Below are 17,125 nucleotides of genomic sequence, written 5' to 3' on the forward strand. Positions count from 1 at the left end.
CCTGGTGTATCAGGACATCATCACCGCCTATCAGCACCCTGACCGGCGCACCGGCAAGAAGCTCATGGCCACCCTCATCGACAAGCTCCGCCGTGGGCTGCCCGACGGGCTGGAGGAGATCGCCCAGCTCGGGCGCACCCTGTGGCGCAAACGAGACCAGATCTTGGCGTTCTTCGACCACGAGGGAGCCTCGAATGGGCCTGTCGAGGCGATCAACGGACGACTGGAGCACCTGCGCGGGATCGCCCTCGGCTTTCGGAACTTCACCCACTACGTCCTGCGCTGCCTCCTACACTCTGGCCAGCTCGCCGCCCGCATCAACGCACTCTGAATCCGGAAGAGCCGTCATAGTCGGCGAAACCAGTCGGCGATCGACCTCCACCATGATCCGCGTGGCGTGGGCTGCTGGTTCTTCGGCGGCTGGGCGGTCAGGTTCGCGCTGTTCACAGCAAGGGCCTCGGGTACAGTTTCTTCGGGCGCGGGGCAGTCACCGTTCGATGTCCCGGTCGCTGGCGTGCTGGCGGCGAGCTCGGTCGATGTCGCTGATGCCTGCACAACGACAGGCGGCAGTGGGTGGTGCTGCTCTGCGGCTGAGTCACCGTCTGACTGGACCTTCCGGTCGATCGGCGGCTCCGATTGCTGCTCTGTGACCGGGGCTTTGCTCATGGCGCGTTGTTGTTCTTCCCGCGCTGCTTCAGCCCGGGCGAGGTCCTCGCACAGCACCCAGACGCGCTTTCGTGCCCTATGGCCGTTGTTCTTCGTCAGGACGACGGCGTGGGCCAGGACTCGCTTGCCGCCCAGGATCTCTGCGAGGACCGTTGCCAGTGAGAGTTCTTTGCGGATCAGTGCTCGGCGGTGGGGGTCGAACACTGCGATCGACCCGCTTGCGTAGAGGCGGGCCGTGCGCTCCTGCGAGGCGTCCTCCCACGGCCTCTGCAACTGACTGCGGTCGTCCTTGTTCCGAACGGCCACGTAGATGCCGCCATGCTCGAAGACTTCGTTGTTGAACGATTTGAGCGTGCGTGTCCGAGGCGCGTTAGGCGGCTGCCAGGGGAACATCCAGACCGTGCGCGCTGCCCCTGTCGACGAGCGCTGCGCCGTTCGCCCGCGGAAATCTGTGCTCCATCGCTGGTACTCGAGGACGAGGTTGTGCCCCGGCAGGAAGACGTCCGCGCGCGTCAGCGAGTGCTCCACCACTGCCTCGGCACCCAGGCTCTGCGCGATCTTGAACAGTCGGCCCTTCATCCACAGGTGCTCGTGACCTTCTGGCCCACCGCCTCCGACGAGATCGGATGGATCCTGTTCGACTTCTCTTCGCTCCAGGCGCATCTCTACCAGGTTGTGGGAGCAACCTCCGGAACGAACCGCGAGGAACCTCAGCCCGCTCCGGCTCATCCGCTTCGCCGTGAGCAGGGTGTCGCATGACTTGACTAGGCACTTCACTCGGATCGCGGGGTTCTTGTAAATCAGCTCCCAGTCCGCCTGGTCATTGACGCAGACCTCGACCGGTCCGGCTGCGCCGGTCGGATTCAGTACAAGCCCCCGGATCCGCACGCGCTGCGTCCGATGCGACGCATGCAGTCTCCGCTTGGCTGAGTCAGCAACGGGAGAGTCGCTGACGGCGGGCGGCTTTCGATCTGACGAGGATGGAACCATGTCCCATCCATACCGAGGCACACCGACATATGTCGCTGTTCAGGATCGTGTCAGGGCTGGGGCTCGAGGGCTAACCAGGAGGAGAGCCAGGCGCGCGTGGGCTGTCACGCAGCCCCTTCAACCAAACCCTCCTGCACGCTGAGGTCTGAGCCCGGACTTGGGACGTGTCGGTCGTGATCGACCTACCGCCCTTGGTGCCCAGCGGACGTCGGATCTCGCAAAAGTGCCTCTGAACAGGTCAAACACTGCACCCTCGACAGATCGGAGGGCAGATGTATCTATCGTGGGAAGTCGGGCTACTTCGACCGGTCGCTGAACGTCTACGGCCGGGAAGGCCTGCCGTGCCCGCGGTGCGGCACGCCGATCGTGCGGGAGTCGTTCATGAACCGTTCTGCGGCCTTCTGCCCCAGGTGCCAGCGGAGGCGTTGACTCGGCTGCTCACCCTGCGGTGACCGCTCTCGGGTGTGCTGCGGTCCCGCGATCACGGGACCTTCGGGTTCGCTGCCGTGCCCTCTGTGCTCAGCAGCACCACGACGGAGTCAGCTGTGAGGCCGAGGTCGTTCCGCTGTGAGGCGGCTGTGGCCGCGGCCCGCAGCGCCGCGAGGGTCGCTGCACCGCAGGGCCCGGAGTCGACCCCGAGGCTCGCCAGCTCGCGGGTGGCGCTCAGCGCTTGCTCATCGGTCACGACGGCGGAGGCGTCGAGCCCGTCGCGCAGCGTGGGCCAGGCGATCTCCGAGACCGTGCCGCAGTTCAGTCCGGTCATGATCGTGTTGCCGGTGTGCACAGGTTCGACGTGCCCGGCGTGGAGTGCCGTCGTCACCGAGGCGGCGCTGTCCGGTTCGCACGCCAGGATCGCGGGGCGGCGGGAGGAAGAGCGGTAGTGGTGCACGACCGCTTGCGCGAGCGATCCGACGCCCGCGGGTACGACGACCAGGCCCAGGTCCCACAGGCCGGCGGCGGCGAGCTGTTCGTCCACCTCCTGCACGAGGGTGGCGTACCCCGCCACGATCCATCGAGGAACCAGCTCGTAGCCTTCCCACGACGTGTCCTGGATGAGCATCGCCTCGCCTTCCGCCCGCTGGGCGGCGTGCTCGACGACGTCGTCGTAGGGCAGCTCGAGCTGGACCAGCTCTGCACCCTCGGACACGATCGCTGCGGTGGCGGCACTGGAGAGACCGTCCGGGACGTAGATCGTGGCGGGCAGGCCGAGAAGTGCGGCGATGTGCGCGACGGCTCGGCCATGGTTGCCGTCGGTCGCGGCCACCAGCCTCGGCCCCGAGCCGCCGAGCCGCTCCCGGAGCCGGTGCAGCGGCAGTGCGTCGACCTCCCCGAGCCGGGCGGACAGGGCACGGGCGATCGCATAGGACGCGCCGAGGACCTTGAAGGCCGGCAGGCCGAGACGGGAGGACTCGTCCTTGAGGAACACCGCGCGCACACCGAGTGCGTCGGCCACCGGAGGCAGCGGTGTCAGCGGTGTTGGTGCGTAGCCGGGCAGCGTGCGATGGAATGCCCGCGGCTGATCTCTCAGCGGCGCGGCCTGCCAGGAAGCAGCGGCTGGATTCGCATACCAGTCCGCCTGCTGGCCGCCGTCTCCTCGTGGTCTCATGCTGCTTCCTCAGCGAGCCGTAGCACGGTGTTGGCCAGCACGGTGACGCCCGCGGCGCAGTCCTCGGGGGTCGAGTACTCGCGCGGGCTGTGGCTGATGCCGTCGTGCTGGCCGCGCACGAACACCATCGCGGTCGGGGCGATCGCCGCGATCTCCTGGGCGTCGTGCCCGGCACCCGACATGAGCCGGACGTCCTGGAGGCCGAGATCGGCGGCGACGTCGGCGATCGTGTCCTGGACGCGCTCGTCGAACACCACCCGGTGGGTCTTCGCCATCCGCTCGGTCTCCACCCGCAGGCCGGCGGCAGGCTGAAGGCCGGGAAGGCCCGCCAGGAAGGCGGCGAGGTCACGCTCCGCCTCGGCCATCTGCTCGTCGTCGGGATTGCGCAGGTCGACGGTGAGCTCCGCACGGTCCGGCACGACGCTGGGCATGCCGGGGGAGGTGGCGATGTGCCCGACGGTCGCCCGCAGCCGCCCGTACCGCCCGGAGTCCACCATCTCGCGGACCTTGACGACGACCTGCGCTGCGGCGAGCCCGGCGTCGAGGCGCAGCTCGGTCGGCGTGGTGCCGGCGTGGGCGGCCCGCCCGCGCAGCGTGACCTTCTGCCAGGAGATCGCCTGCACACCCGTGACCACGCCGACCGCGCAGCCCTCGTGCAGCAGGACCGGTCCCTGTTCGATGTGGCACTCGACGTAGGCGTGGGGCGGGTCGAGGCGGACCGGACGATCCCCGCGGAATCCGACCCGGGCCAGCTCGTCGCCGAACCTGAGACCGGAGGCGTCGGTCAGGTCGTAGGCGTGGTCGAGGGTCAGCCGCCCAGCTGCGACCGCAGAGCCGAGCATGTCGGTGCCGAAGCGGACCCCCTCCTCCTCTGTCCAGGCGGTGATCAGCAGTGGGCGTCTGGTCGTGATGCCCTGCTCGTTCAGTGAGCGCACCATCTCCAGAGCGCCGAGCACACCGAGGCAGCCGTCGAACGCGCCCGCAGTGCCGACGGTGTCGATGTGCGAGCCGGCCATGACCGGCGCCAGGGTCGGGTCGGTCCCCTCGCGGCGGCCGTACATGGTGCCCATCTCGTCGACCGTGACCTCGAGCCCGGCGTCCGTCATCCACTCCAGCACCAGGCGGCGGCCCTCGGCATCAGCGTCGGTGAGGGACTGCCGATCCACCCCGACCAGGCCCGTCTCAGCGTCGTCGTACGCGCCGATCGTGGCCAGCTCCATCAGCGACGCCCACAGGCGGTCGCCATCGATGCGCAGCCGCGTGGCGGCAGGGGTCCCAGCGGGAACGGGCAGGTCGTCGCTGCGTCGGTGTGGAGTCACGAGTCAACAGTAGGCGCCGACCCCCTCGGTGATCGATACCATGGTTTCGATCAGTACAGATGCAGAAAATTCACGTGTAGGAGAAGGATGATGTATGACCTGCACCGCCTCCGCCTCCTGCGCGAGCTCAGCCACCGCGGCACTCTCGCCGCCGTCGCGCAGGCGCTGGGCTACAACCCTTCATCGATCTCGCACCAGCTCACAATCCTCGAGCGGGAGGTCGGAGCGCCGTTGCTGGAGCGTGCCGGACGACGGGTCCGACTCACCCCCGCGGCCATGACGCTCGTCGGCCACACCGAGCAGATTCTGCTCGAGCTCGAACGCGCCGAGGCCGCCATCGCCGCCAGTCGCTCCCAGATCGCGGGTACGGTGCACATCGCCACGTTCCAGACCGCGGCGCGCACCTTCGTCCTCGATGCGATCGACCGCCTCGCCGAGCACCACCCGGCACTCTGGGTCACCGTGACCCACGTCAACGCGGAGAATGCGATTCCCGCCCTGGTGGCACGCGACTTCGACCTCGTCCTGGCTGAGGAGTACCCGGGCGTGCCCGCCCCCTCCCGTCCGGGTGTCGAGGCGGCAACGATCGGGGACGACCCGCTCACGCTGGCGCTACCTGCCGGGTCCGGCGCCGCCGACCTGCCGGCCCTCGCCGACACGGACTGGATCATGGAGCCCGAAGGGACCCTGGCCAGGGCCTGGGCGGTCGATCTGTGCCGCTCCGCGGGGTTCGAGCCGCGGGTGAGCTACGAGTCCGCCGACGTCTATCTGCATCTCGCGCTCGCTGTCCGCGGCCGCGCCGCAGCCTTCCTGCCCAGGCTGGGTCTCGCGATCCCGGAGACCATTCGGGCGGTGCCGACACCTCACGCTCGTCGGATCACCGCCGCGATCCGGTCGGGAAGTGCGGTCAACCCCGCTCTCGCCGCCGTCCGGGAGCAGATCCTCGAGGCCGCTGCCAGCGCCCTGGACCCCGGCGCGCCCGGGAACGGCTGAGGAGGGCGACGAGACGCTCGGCCCATGTAGGTGGCACCGGGGACACGAACGCCCTCCGGCGCGGACACAGCGTGACCTCTGGCCGCGACGAAGGGCGTTCGTGGGTATGGGGGACCTGCTCAGCGGTCCACGCGGGCGCTACCGCCGCCGGCGAGCTTGACCACCTCGGCCTTGGTGACCATCGAGGTGTCACCCGGAGTGGTCATCGCCAGCGCACCGTGCGCGGCGCCGTACTCCACCGCAGTGGACAGCGGCTCACCGGAGAGCAGACCGAAGATCAGGCCGGAGGCGAAGGAGTCGCCGCCGCCCACCCGGTCCAGGATCTCCAGGTGCTCGCGGTGGGTGGCCTGGGCGAAGCCCTCGTCCTTGCTCCACGCGATGGCGCCCCAGTCGTTGTCCGAGGCGGTGTGCACGGTGCGCAGCGTGTTGCCGATCACCTGGAAGTTCGGGAAGGCTTCCGAGGCGGTGGCGATCATCGACTTGAAGCTGGCGATGTCCAGGTCGGAGAGGTTCTCGTCGACACCGGGTACCTCGAACCCGAGCGAGGCGGTGAAGTCCTCCTCGTTGCCGATCATCACGTCGATGTGCTCCGCGATGCGCTTGTTCACCTCCTGTGCCTTGGCCTGGCCACCGATCGACTTCCACAGGCTGGGCCGGTAGTTCAGGTCGTAGGAGACCACGGTGCCGTGCTTCTTGGCAGCGGTGACCGCCTCGATGAGCACCTCGGCGGTGGACTCGCTCAGGGCGGCGAAGATCCCTCCGGTGTGCAGCCAGCGCACGCCGAGCTCACCGAAGATGTGCTCGAAGTCGATGTCGCCGGGCTCGAGCTGGCTGGCAGCGGTGTGCCCGCGGTCGGAGACCCCGACCGCGCCCCGTACGCCGAAGCCGCGCTCGGTGAAGTTCAGTCCGTTGCGCACCTCGCGGCCGATACCGTCGAACTCGGCCCACTTGATCAGCGAGGTGTCCACGCCGCCGGTGAGGATGAAGTCCTCCACCAGGTGCCCCACCGGGTTGTCCGCCAGCGCGGTGACCACCCCGGCGCGCAGGCCGAAGGCACGGCGCAGCCCGCGGGCCACGTTGTACTCGCCGCCGCCCTCCCAGACCTTGAAGTTGCGGGTGGTGCGGATGCGGCCCTCACCGGGGTCCAGGCGGAGCATCACCTCGCCCAGGGAGACGATGTCGTAGCGGCACTCGGACGCCGGGCGGATGCTCAGGGTCATCGGGTTCCTCCTCGTTCTCAGGCCGCGACCAGCGCGACGGCCTCGGTGGTCAGGGTGGTGACGCGGTCAAAGTCGCCGGCGGCGATCGCATCCCGCGGCACCATCCAGCTGCCGCCGACGGCCAGCACGGAGGAGATCGCGGTGTACTCGGCCAGGTTCTTCGGGCCGATACCGCCGGTGGGTACGAACTTCACGCCACCGAACGGGCCGGCCAGCGCCTTGATCGCGGGCGCGCCGCCGGAGGTCTGCGCCGGGAAGAACTTCACTGCTTGCAGGCCGGCGGCCAGCGCTGCCTGGATCTCGGTGGCGGTCACCGTTCCGGGCAGCGGCAGCACACCTCGCTCGGTGCAGCGGCGTACGACCGCCTCGGAGAAGCCGGGGGAGACGATGTAGGAGGCGCCGGCATCCACGGCCGCATCCACCTGCTCGGCAGTCAGCACGGTACCTGCGCCCACGAGCATGTCGCCGCGAGCGGACATCGCCTTGATCGACTCCACCGCAGCGGCGGTGCGGAACGTGACCTCGGCGACCGGCAGCCCGCCGGCCACGAGCGCCTCTGCCAGCGGAGCGGCCTGCGCCGCGTCGTCCAGCACGACCACCGGCACCAGCCGGGCGGCTCCGATTCGTTCCAGCAGTTCCTGGGCCACTCTGGCCGTCCTCTCCGTGGTGCGCCTCGTCGAACCGCTCCACAAACGTTTACATCCAGTTGCTGAAGGTCGACGTTAGCATGGCTTCTTTGCTGTGAACAATGCGCCTGTAAACGTTTGTGTTCGGGTCGGTGCTCTGGCATCATCGCGACGACGGAGCCATCGGTCCAACCATCGACGTCACCCCGGCGCGGCCCACCTGGCCAGGCCGACGGGCGTGGGCAGGATCGGTTGCCGGGCCAGGATGCGGGCACACGCACCGAGGAGAACAGGAGGGGTGATGGTCACCACGATCCGTGACGTCGCCCGGGCCTGCGGTGTCTCGATCGCCACCGTCTCGCGCGCCCTGGCAGGATCGACCATCGTGGCCGCCGGTACCCGGGAACGGGTGCGCCAGGCCGCTGCGGAGCTCGGCTACCAGCCCAACCGGGCCGCCCGGCAGCTGGTCACCGGCCGCGGCCAGTCGATCGCCCTGGTGCTGCCCGACCTGCAGAACTCCTTCTACTCCTCGGTGGCCAAGGGCATGCAGCGACGGGTGCGGGCCGCAGGGTTGAGCGCGATGATCGCCGACACCGACGAGGACCCGGATGCCGAGCGCGAGGTGCTCGACCAGCTCTCTGCGGTCGTGGACCGGCTCATCCTCGCCTCCCCACGCGTGAGCGATGGTGACCTGACCGACCTGGCCCAGCGCTGCGCCGTCGTGCTGATCAACCGCGAGCTGCCCGGACTGGCGAGCGTGGTGGGCAACAACGCCGACGGCATCCGCCAGTCGGTCACCCACCTGCTCGCTCTCGGCCATCGCCGGATCGGTTATGCCGGCGGCCCCAGCACGTCCTGGTCCGACTCCCGCCGCCGCGCTGGGCTGGCCGCTCTCGCGCTGCCGGACGGGCAGGAGATCGTGGACCTGGGCGCCTTCCGCGCCTCCCAGGCTGGCGGGGTCGCTGCTGCGGACCTGGCGATCGCGGCCGGCGTGAGCGCGGTGGTCGCGTTCAACGACCAGCTGGCCCTGGGTGTGCTCGGCCGGCTCGCCGAACGCGGGGTAGCAGTGCCGGAGGCGATGTCCGTGGTGGGGTTCGACGACGTACCGGTCGCCCGGCTGCTCGCCCCGCCGCTGACCACGGTCGCCGTACCTACGATCGAGATCGGGGAGCGGGCTGCCGGTCTGCTCATCGACGCGGCGCCGCAGGACAGCCCACTGCCGCAGATCGTGCTGGAGGTCGAGCTGCAGGTCCGCCGCTCCAGCGCACCGCCGCCGGGCTAGGCCCGCAGACGAGCGTGCCCCATTAGGCTGGGGCTGTGCAGCAGCCGGTGCGAGTGATGATCGTAGACGACCACGAGATCGTCCGCCGTGGCATCGCCGAGGTGCTGGAGAGCCACGGCGACCTCACTGTCGTGGCGGAGGCGGGCACGGTGGCCGAGGCCACCCGGCGGATGACCCTGGTCCGGCCCGAGCTGCTGCTGGTCGACCTGCAGCTGCCGGACGGCACCGGGTTGGACGTGATCGCTGCGGCCGGCACCCAGGTGCCCGAAGCACGGTCCGTGGTGCTCACCTCCTTCGGTGATGATGACGCCGTGGCTGCTGCGCTGGAGGCCGGGGCGCACGCGTTCGTGCTCAAGTCCGTGCGCGGTGACGAGATCATCGACGCCGTCCGCAGCGTGGCTGCCGGCCGCACGCTGCTGCACCAGCGCCAGCTCGACCGGCGCCGGCGCAGCCTCGACGACCCGACAGCGGCGCTGACCGCCACCGAGCGGCGGGTGGTCGACCTGATCGGCGACGGCTGCTCCAACCGAGAGATCGCCGACCGGCTCGGCATGGCGGAGAAGACTGTGAAGAACCACGTGACCTCGCTGCTGGCGAAGATGGGGCTGCAGCGCCGCACCCAGGTGGCCGCCTGGGTGGCCGGGCACCGGGGTGGCCGCTGGCGTGCCCGCTCCGGATGAGCGCGCCCGCCCTGGCCGAGCAGACCCGATCGACGAAGGAGAACCCCAGACGTGCCCACCCGAGAGCAGCACCTACCCACCGCCGTCGAGAACCTCATGCCCCGGGCGCTGGCGGACCTGCGCGAGCTGGTCGCCCTGCGCTCGGTGCAGGACGCCACCGTGGAAGATCCGGACCAGTGCCGGCTGGCCGCCGAGTGGGTGCGGCAGGCGTTCGTGGACCTCGGCCTGACCGACAGCCAGCTGGTGCGCACCCCGGACGGCAGCGACGCCGTGATCGGCCGCTACCAGGGCCCGCAGGGGGCGCCCCGGGTGCTGCTGTACGCCCACTACGACGTGCAGCCCGCTCCGCCGGAAGGCTGGGTCAGCGACCCGTGGACGCTCACCGAACGCGACGGGCGCTACTACGGGCGCGGTGCCGCCGACTGCAAGGGCAGCATCGTCACCCACCTGACCGCGCTGCGCGCCCTGCTGGCCACCGGGGAGCTGCCGGTCTCCCTGACCGTGGTGATCGAGGGGTCGGAGGAGCAGGGCACCGCCGGGCTGGAGCAGTACGTGGCCGCCCACCCCGAGGAGTTCGACGCCGAGGCGATCCTGATCCAGGACACCGGCAACGTGCGCGTGGGCCAGCCGACCTTGACCGTGGCGCTGCGCGGGGTGGCCGATGTGGTGGTGGAGGTGGAGGCGCTGCGGGGTGAGCTGCACTCCGGGGCCTTCGGCGGCGCCGCTCCGGATGCCCTCGCTGCGCTGGTGGCGATGCTGGCCAGCCTGCGGGACGCCGAGGGCAACACCACCATCACCGGGCTGGAGGCCAGTGGCACCTGGGACGGTGCCGAGTACACCGAGGAGTCCTTCCGCAGCGACGCCGGCATGCTCGAGGGCACCCAGGTGCTCGGCTCCGGCACAGTGGCCGACATGCTCTGGGCTCGCCCGACCGTGACCATCTTGGGCATCGACGCCCCGCCGGTCACCGGCGCTGTGGCCGCCATCCAACCGCGGGCCGCCGCGAGGCTGAACCTACGTGTACCACCGGGCACCGACCCCGCACAGGCTGCCGAGGCGCTGCAGGCGCACCTGCAGCAGGCCGCCCCGTGGGGGGTGCGGGTGCGCACCGAGGTGCAGGGCCTGGGCGCCCCGTTCGGGGCCCGGACCGACACGACGGCGTTCGCCCAGCTGGCCGAGGCGCTCACCGAGGCATTCGGTACCGAGACCATCACGGCCGGCATGGGTGGGTCCATCCCGTTGACGGCGGCACTCGCCCAGGCGCAGCCGCGCGCCTCGATCGTGATGCTGGGCCTGTCCGACCCGGCCAGTGCGATGCACGCACCGAACGAGAGCGTGCACCCGGACGAGATCCGGCACACTGCCCTGGGGGTGGCGCTGTTCCTGCACCGGCTCGGACTCTCGACTATCTGAGCCCAGGCTGCTCCGGTACTCTGCCCAGCCAAGGGGGCACCGGTCGTCCGGTCAGCCGTGCGCCATAGGCCACGCTGGACCTGACGACCCGGTGATGGGTGTCGCGGCTGGGAGAGGGCGATGAGGTTCCGGGTGCTGGGTCCGGTGGCGCTGCGCGCGCCGGACTGGGTGGTGCCCGGTCCCGGTCTGCGCGGCACGCTGCTCGCTGCGCTGCTCGCGGCCCGCGGCGGCACGGTCAGCGCCGATGCGCTGGTGCAGGCGATGTGGGGCGAGAGCGCCGACGACGGTGCGCGCGCCCGGCTCCAGGTGCACGTGCACCGGATGCGCCGGCTGCTCGGCGACGACGACCTGCTGGTGCGGGAAGGGGCCGGCTACCGGCTGCTGCTGGCACCGGACGACCTGGACGCTGAGGTGTTCGACCGCCTCGCCGACCGGGCACTGGACCGGCAGAACAGCCCGGAGGAGCTGGCCGCAGCGGCCACGGAAGCACTCGCGCTCTGGCACGGGGAGGCCTTCGAGGGCGCAGCTGGCGACCTGGTAGACGCCGAGGCGATCCGGCTGGCCGACCGCCGCCGGGCCGTGCTGGAGGCGAAGTTCGCGGCGCGGCTGCAGCTCGGTGAGCACCGGGAGATCCTCGACGAGGTGCGCCGCGCAGCCGAGGCCGAACCCCTGCACGAGGGCCTGCAGGCGCAGCTGATGGCAACTCTGGCCGCGGCCGGCCGCCGCAGCGATGCGCTCGCCGCCTACCGCGCCACCCGGGAGCGACTGGTGGACGAGCTGGGCATCGACCCCGGCCCGCAGCTGCGCTCGCTGCACGAGTCGATCCTGCTGGGCAGCGAGGCCAGACCAGACCGCCCGCCGCGGCCGCACCAGCTACCGCCGGCACCGACTGCGCTCGTCGGGCGGCGGGAGCAGCTGCAGCTGCTCGACGAGCTTGTCCCCAGCGGTGCCTCCGGCGGCACGGTGGTGCTCACCGGTGCGCCAGGGATCGGCAAGACAGCACTCGCACTCACCTGGGCACATGCCCGCGCCGACCGTTACCCGGACGGGCAGCTGTACGTGGACCTACAGGGCTTCGGACCCGGAGAGCCGCTCCCGGTGGAGCAGGTGCTCACCGGGTTCCTGCGCACGTTCGACGCGCCCGCCGATGCCCACAGCTGGCCGCTGGCGGAGCAGACCCGGCTGCTGCGCAGTCTCGTGCACGGTCGCCGGTTGCTCGTGCTGCTGGACAATGCTGCCTCGGGCGAGCAGGTCCGACCGTTGCTGGCTGCCAGCGCTGGCTGCGCGGTGCTGGTCACCAGCCGGATCAGTCTCAGCGCCGTCACCCTGCACGACGGCGCCCGCCCGGTCGAGGTACCGCACCTGACCGAGCAGCAGGGCCGTGAGCTGCTGGCAGGTGCTGTGGGCTGCGACGCCGACGCGCAGGACCTGCAACCGTTGGTGGAGTGCTGTGCCGGTCTTCCGCTGGCGTTGGCGATCGTCGGGGAACGGGCGCGGTCTGCCCCGGGTGCCAGTCCCGCGGACCTGGTCGCCGAGATCGCCGCGACCGAGGACCGGCTGGACCGGTTCGACCTGGGGGAGGGGGACGGCAGCCTGCGCAGCATCCTCACCTGGTCCTACCAGTCACTGTCCGCCGAGGCGCAGCTGGTGTTCCGCAGCATCGGCGCCTTCCCGGGCCGGCACCCGGACGTGGGGGCACTGGCGGCCATCAGCGCGATGGACCACCGGTCGGCTTCTCGGGCGGTGGACGAGCTGGTTCGGGCGCACCTGGCGACCGCCGCCGATGTGGCTCTGCACCAGCACGACCTGCTCCGCGACCTGGCGGCCGAGCTGGCCCAGGAGCACGGTCCGCGCCTGGACGAACAAGCGGCCACACGTCTGGTCGCCTACTGGGCGGTACGAGCCGCCCAGGCGCGGCCGCGGTTCGTCGCGGAGCAGGCCAGCCCGATGACGGCCCCGGAGCTCGACCGCGTCGACGCGCCCGACTTCATCGACGACGAGCGGGCCCGCCGGTGGGCGCGCCGTCACCTACCGACGATGGTGGCCGCTGCCCGCCTGGTGCCGGAGCCGCCGTACCCGGCGTTCGATCGGGTGCTGCTGGTGCTCTCCCGGATGGTGATGGTGATCGCGTCTGCGATCGGCAGCCAGCATGTTGCGGCTGAGTTGTCGTGTGCGGCGCGGCAGGCAGCGGAACGCTCTGGTGACACCCTCGACGTGGTGCGGGCGGCCCTGCAGCACGCGAGTGCGATCGACGACGACGATACCGCGGTGGCCGCACTGCGCACCGCCATCGAGGCCGCTCGCAAGCACAGCTTGCCCGATCAGGCGGCGATCGGAACCGGCAACCTGGGCTTCCGCACCGCGCGCATGGGAGACACCGCATCGGCGCTGGTGCACTCCGAGGAAGCGGTCCGGCTCGCGCTGAGCGCGGGCTCGGAGCTGCAGGCCAACTTCTGGCGCTGCAACGCCGCCTCGCAGACGCTGACCCTCGGCGACCTCGCTGGAGCCGAGCGGTACGCGCGGCAGGCGCTCGCGGAGGGCCGGCGGCTGGGCAGCGACCGGGAGCTCACCGCCGCCAGCGCCGTCTGCGCCGAGGTAGCGCTACGCCGCGGGGACCTAGAGACGGCCGAGTCCTGGACCGAGCAGGCCGCGGAGCACGCCCGCGCCCGGGGGCTCACCTTCCGCGAGGCGGACACCGAAGTGCTCTTCGGTTCCATCGCCGCCCAGCGCCGCAACCTGGAGACGGCGAACGGCCACTTCCGGCGCGCGGTCACCCTGGCGAGCAGTGCGCAGCGGGCAGACGTCGTCGTCGAGGCCTACCTCGCCTGGGCAGAAGCGCTCGCCGCGCACGGCTCCCCAGACGCTCGGTCCTGCTTGGCCGAGGCAGGAGCAGCTGCCCAGCGGTCGATGCAACGGGGCCCGCTGCTGGCTGTGCGGGAGAAGACAGCAGACGTGGAGCGTCTGCTCGGCGCCCAGGCGTCCTGACCGCCGCGCCGTGCCACGCGCGGCGACACCGCCCCGGGCAAGAGCCACTCGTGCAAGAGCCATGAAAGTGGCCCCCGCCACGGTGGGCGCCATGACTGACATCGACACCCGTGCGCCCGCCACCCCCGTGCCGGAACGCTCGACGCTGGCCAAGGACCGGCTCGGGGTCAGTGCCGTGATGTGCTTCATCGCCACGGCGGCCACACCGCTGACCGTGGTCGCCGGTGTGGTCACCACCGGCTTCGCCACCACCGGGCTGATCGGCATCCCGGTCGCGTTCCTCGCCGTGGGCGCGCTGCTGCTGCTGTTCAGCGTGGGCTACGTGGCGATGGCGCGCCGGGTGCGCAACACCGGAGCCTTCTACGCCTACATCGCCCACCTGGCCCGGCCCCTGGGGGTCGGCGCCGCCTGGGTGGCGCTGATCGCCTACAACGCCCTGCAGGTGGGGCTCTACGGGCTGCTCGGCGCCACCGCTGCACCACTGCTGCAGCAGTGGCTCGGGCTGGACGTGCCCTGGTGGGCGGTCGCCGCCGTCTGCTGGCTGGTGGTGGCCCTGCTCGGCCTGCAGGCGGTGGACATCAACGGCACAGTGCTGGCGGTGCTGCTCGTCGCCGAGGTCGCGATCATCCTCGTGCTCAGCGTCTCCAACGTGCTCACCCCCGCCGGCGGGCAGGTCGACCTCGCCGCCTTGTCCCCGGGTGAGCTGGTGGGCCCAGGAGCCGGGGCGATCCTGGTGCTGGCAGTGCTCGGCTTCATCGGCTTCGAGGCGGCCACCGTGTACGCCGAGGAGAGCCGCAACCCGCGCCGGACGGTGCCGATCGCCACCTACGCCTCGGTGGTCGCCCTCGCCCTGCTGTACACGTTCGCCTCCTGGGCGATGACCGTCGCGGTCGGCACCGACCAGATCGTGGGGATCTCCCAGGCGCAGGAGACTGAGGTGATCTTCGGCCTCGCCGGCGCCCAGCTGGGCCCAGCGGTGGTGAACCTCACCCACGTGCTGCTGATCACCAGCATCGTCGCCGCGACCGTGTCCTTCCACAACACGGTCGCCCGGTACATGTTCTCCCTCGGCCGCGAAGGCGTGCTGCCCCGCGCCCTGGGGCGGACCTCGCCGCGGTCGTCATCGCCACGCGCCGCATCGTTGGTGCAGTCCGCCATCGGTGCTGCAGTCATCGCCGGCTATGCTCTCGGCGGCCTGGACCCGCTGGTCGAGCTGTTCTTCTACGCCGGGACCGCCGGCGGTCTGGGCGTGCTCATGCTGATCACCACCACGGCGATCGCGATCGTGGTCTACTTCACCCGCAACCCGCACGGGGAGAACCGCTGGCGGTCCCGGGTGGCGCCGGTGCTGGCCACCTGCCTGCTGCTCCTGGTGTGCACCGCAGGCATCGTGAACATGCCCGAGCTGCTGGGCACCCCAGCCGGGTCGGTGCTCCCGTGGGTGGTGCCCGGGGTCTACCTGGTGGCTGCGCTCGCCGGAGTGGCCTGGGGTCGGGAGCTGGCGGTGCGCCAACCGGAGGTGTACTCGCGCATCGGGCTCGGTGCGCAGACCGTGCCGCCCGACCCTGCGCGGGACACCGCACAGCAGGGCGCGGACCGATGAGCGCCCTGACCGACCTGGCGGTGGGCACCTCCGCAGCGGACCGGGTGGCCGCGGCCACCGACCTGATCACCACCGCGTTCCACTCCCTGGCGGTGAGCAAGTGGCTGGTGGCCGACCCGCACGAGCGCTGGGCCGCGCAGCACGCCCAGTTCCAGATCCTCGTCGAGCACGCCGCCGAGCACGGCACCATCTACCTCGACCGGGACCGCACGGCCACCGCCGTGTGGCTGGACTACACCCGACCAGTGCCTGAACCCTTCGACTACGACCGCCGGCTGCTGGAGGCGTGCGGTGAGCACGTGGCCCGGTTCGCCGCGCTGGACGTGGCGTTCGCCGAGCACCACCCGAGCACACCGCACCAGCACCTGGCGTTCATGGCCGTGCACCCGCGCCAGCAGCAACGAGGGCGGGGCAGTGCTCTGCTCGCCGACCACCACCAGCGGCTGGACGCTGCCGGTGTGCCTGCCTACCTGGAGGCGGCGAACCTGCGGGCTGCCCGGCTCTACGGCCGGTGGGGCTACCGGATCCTCGACCGCATCGACCTGCCCGGCGGTCCGTCGATGTGGCCGATGTGGCGCGACCCGGGCGCCCGGGTCTAGCTGCGGACGCCGTGCGGCCGTGGCGCAGTGCTCTCCCGCACCACCAGGTCGGTAGCCAGATCCACCCGCAGCGCCGGCGGCTGCTTGCCCTCGGCGAGCGTGAGCATCATCGACGTAGCAGTCTTGGCCATCGCCTGCAACGGTTGGTTCACCGTGGTCAGCCGAGGGGAGAACCAGTCCGCCAGCGGCAGGTTGTCGTAGCCGACCACGGACAGGTCGCGCGGTACGCTCAGGCCCAGCTCGCGGGCAGCACGCAGCACGCCGACAGCCTGCATGTCGGCGCCGGCGAAGATCGCCGTGGGCCGGTCCGGTCGGGAGAGCAGCTCCATCGCGTGCTCGTACCCACCGGCGATGTAGAAGTCACCCCAGCGGATCAGGTCCGGGTCGTAGCCCAGCCCGGCACGCTCGTGCGCGCTGCGGAAACCATCCACGCGGGCGCGGGAGCAGAGCACGTCCTTGGGCCCGGAGATCACTGCGATGCGTCGGTGCCCGAGCTCGATCAGGTGCCGGGTGGCGGCCATGCCGCCGTCCCAGTTGGTCGAGCCGACGGCGGGCACCCCGGCAGGAGGCTCCCCGTCGGTGTCCAGGGCGACGAACGGGATAGCGCGCGACTCCAGCTGTTCTCGCTGGTTCGAGGTGAGGGTAGACATCACCAGGATGACACCCAGCGGCCGCCGGGCCAGCACACCGTCCAACCACTGCTGCCCGGGCCGGTGCTTACCCTCTGAGGCGGTCAGCACCACGCTGGCGCCGAGGTCGGCCAGAGTGGTCTCCACGCCACGGACGATCTCCAGCGCCCACTCCGACTCCATCTCGTGGAACACCAGGTCCACCAGCGGGGGACCGGAGGGCGAAGGCCCGCGGGACCGGCGCTTGTACTGGTGCCGGGCCATCACCTCCTCGACCCGGGCGCGGGTCGCGCGAGCCACGTCAGAGCGTCCGTTCAGCACCTTGGAGACGGTCGGCACCGACACACCAGCCTCGGCGGCGATGGCCGCGATCGTGACGCGCCGGGGAGGGCGGGACGGTGTGGCGGCGTCAGCCGGCTGTTCCGGCCCACCGCCGGGTACCGATGGTGTGCTCATCGCTGCCTCACGACTTCCAGGAGCATGGTCTCGCAACTTTCGAGGTCGAACGTCAGGG

14 protein-coding genes and 1 pseudogene are annotated in these 17,125 nt (G+C 71.0%); 9 read left to right on the forward strand and 6 right to left on the reverse strand.

Features of this window, described 5'->3' with window-relative positions; all coding sequences use genetic code 11:
- On the forward strand, positions 1-331 hold a 331-nt coding region (locus K338_RS0116360; RefSeq protein WP_022919241.1), incomplete at its 5' end, for an ISL3 family transposase.
- 14 nt (positions 332-345) lie between these two features.
- Here K338_RS0116360 and K338_RS0116365 read toward each other — a convergent pair.
- Positions 346-1,329 (reverse strand): hypothetical protein, encoded by a 984-nt coding sequence (locus tag K338_RS0116365; protein WP_157612569.1) that lies wholly within the window; start codon positions 1,327-1,329, stop codon positions 346-348.
- Between the two features lie 612 nt (positions 1,330-1,941).
- Here K338_RS0116365 and K338_RS25290 point away from each other — a divergent pair.
- A pseudogene (locus tag K338_RS25290) lies at positions 1,942-2,085 on the forward strand (zinc finger domain-containing protein); the annotation flags it as partial.
- Between the two features lie 52 nt (positions 2,086-2,137).
- Here the strand turns inward: K338_RS25290 and K338_RS23430 are convergent.
- Positions 2,138-3,262, reverse strand: coding sequence for a diaminopropionate ammonia-lyase (locus tag K338_RS23430; protein ID WP_022919245.1), 1,125 nt, complete (start codon positions 3,260-3,262; stop codon positions 2,138-2,140).
- Positions 3,259-4,581, reverse strand: coding sequence for a M20 family metallo-hydrolase (locus K338_RS0116380; protein ID WP_022919246.1), 1,323 nt, complete (start codon positions 4,579-4,581; stop codon positions 3,259-3,261). Before K338_RS0116380 ends, K338_RS23430 begins: the two co-directional genes overlap by 4 nt.
- Positions 4,582-4,671: 90 nt before the next feature.
- Between K338_RS0116380 and K338_RS0116385 the strand changes: the two genes are divergently transcribed.
- Positions 4,672-5,574 carry a LysR family transcriptional regulator gene (locus K338_RS0116385; protein ID WP_022919247.1) on the forward strand — a complete coding sequence of 301 codons (903 nt, stop codon included), beginning with the start codon at positions 4,672-4,674 and terminating at the stop codon, positions 5,572-5,574.
- A 119-nt stretch (positions 5,575-5,693) separates the two neighbouring features.
- Here K338_RS0116385 and K338_RS0116390 read toward each other — a convergent pair whose 3' ends face one another.
- Positions 5,694-6,794 carry a sugar kinase gene (locus K338_RS0116390; protein ID WP_022919248.1) on the reverse strand — a complete coding sequence of 367 codons (1,101 nt, stop codon included), beginning with the start codon at positions 6,792-6,794 and terminating at the stop codon, positions 5,694-5,696.
- A gap of 17 nt (positions 6,795-6,811) precedes the next feature.
- Positions 6,812-7,441, reverse strand: a complete 630-nt coding sequence (gene eda, locus K338_RS0116395) for a bifunctional 4-hydroxy-2-oxoglutarate aldolase/2-dehydro-3-deoxy-phosphogluconate aldolase (protein ID WP_022919249.1) — start codon at positions 7,439-7,441, stop codon at positions 6,812-6,814.
- Positions 7,442-7,721: 280 nt separating this feature from the next.
- Between eda and K338_RS0116400 the strand changes: the two genes are divergently transcribed.
- From K338_RS0116400 to K338_RS23440, 6 genes are all read left to right on the forward strand, one after another.
- Complete coding sequence (locus K338_RS0116400; protein ID WP_022919250.1) at positions 7,722-8,702, forward strand: LacI family DNA-binding transcriptional regulator; 981 nt, start codon at positions 7,722-7,724, stop codon at positions 8,700-8,702.
- A 56-nt stretch (positions 8,703-8,758) separates the two neighbouring features.
- Positions 8,759-9,382 (forward strand): response regulator, encoded by a 624-nt coding sequence (locus tag K338_RS0116405; protein WP_051154939.1) that lies wholly within the window; start codon positions 8,759-8,761, stop codon positions 9,380-9,382.
- A gap of 51 nt (positions 9,383-9,433) precedes the next feature.
- Positions 9,434-10,795 (forward strand): M20/M25/M40 family metallo-hydrolase, encoded by a 1,362-nt coding sequence (locus K338_RS0116410; RefSeq protein WP_022919252.1) that lies wholly within the window; start codon positions 9,434-9,436, stop codon positions 10,793-10,795.
- Positions 10,796-10,915: 120 nt separating this feature from the next.
- Positions 10,916-13,780 (forward strand): AfsR/SARP family transcriptional regulator, encoded by a 2,865-nt coding sequence (locus K338_RS0116415; protein ID WP_022919253.1) that lies wholly within the window; start codon positions 10,916-10,918, stop codon positions 13,778-13,780.
- A gap of 91 nt (positions 13,781-13,871) precedes the next feature.
- On the forward strand, positions 13,872-15,383 hold the full coding sequence (locus K338_RS23435) for an APC family permease (protein ID WP_022919254.1): 1,512 nt from the start codon (positions 13,872-13,874) through the stop codon (positions 15,381-15,383).
- Entirely contained in the window at positions 15,380-15,982 is a 603-nt protein-coding gene (locus tag K338_RS23440) for a GNAT family N-acetyltransferase (RefSeq protein WP_022919255.1), read from the forward strand. Before K338_RS23435 ends, K338_RS23440 begins: the two co-directional genes overlap by 4 nt.
- On the opposite strand, the gene K338_RS23445 is transcribed toward K338_RS23440, so the two are convergent.
- Entirely contained in the window at positions 15,979-17,067 is a 1,089-nt protein-coding gene (locus tag K338_RS23445; protein WP_022919256.1) for a LacI family DNA-binding transcriptional regulator, read from the reverse strand. The two genes, K338_RS23440 and K338_RS23445, sit on opposite strands and share 4 nt — an antisense overlap.
- Positions 17,068-17,125: the final 58 nt, after the last annotated feature.

It is taken from the genome of Ruania albidiflava DSM 18029, from assembly GCF_000421225.1.
Lineage (GTDB): Bacteria > Actinomycetota > Actinomycetes > Actinomycetales > Beutenbergiaceae > Ruania > Ruania albidiflava.

What these genes read in the sequence shown, in the direction of transcription:
- K338_RS0116365 (WP_157612569.1), bottom strand. Translation starts at nt 1,329, where the DNA reads ATGCGCCTGGAGCGAAGAGAAGTCGAACAGGATCCATCCGATCTCGTC.
- K338_RS23430 (WP_022919245.1), bottom strand. Translation starts at nt 3,262, where the DNA reads ATGAGACCACGAGGAGACGGCGGCCAGCAGGCGGACTGGTATGCGAAT.
- K338_RS0116385 (WP_022919247.1), top strand. Translation starts at nt 4,672, where the DNA reads ATGTATGACCTGCACCGCCTCCGCCTCCTGCGCGAGCTCAGCCACCGC.
- K338_RS0116390 (WP_022919248.1), bottom strand. Translation starts at nt 6,794, where the DNA reads ATGACCCTGAGCATCCGCCCGGCGTCCGAGTGCCGCTACGACATCGTC.
- K338_RS0116400 (WP_022919250.1), top strand. Translation starts at nt 7,722, where the DNA reads ATGGTCACCACGATCCGTGACGTCGCCCGGGCCTGCGGTGTCTCGATC.
- K338_RS0116405 (WP_051154939.1), top strand. Translation starts at nt 8,759, where the DNA reads ATGATCGTAGACGACCACGAGATCGTCCGCCGTGGCATCGCCGAGGTG.
- K338_RS0116415 (WP_022919253.1), top strand. Translation starts at nt 10,916, where the DNA reads ATGAGGTTCCGGGTGCTGGGTCCGGTGGCGCTGCGCGCGCCGGACTGG.
- K338_RS23435 (WP_022919254.1), top strand. Translation starts at nt 13,872, where the DNA reads ATGACTGACATCGACACCCGTGCGCCCGCCACCCCCGTGCCGGAACGC.
- K338_RS23440 (WP_022919255.1), top strand. Translation starts at nt 15,380, where the DNA reads ATGAGCGCCCTGACCGACCTGGCGGTGGGCACCTCCGCAGCGGACCGG.
- K338_RS23445 (WP_022919256.1), bottom strand. Translation starts at nt 17,067, where the DNA reads ATGAGCACACCATCGGTACCCGGCGGTGGGCCGGAACAGCCGGCTGAC.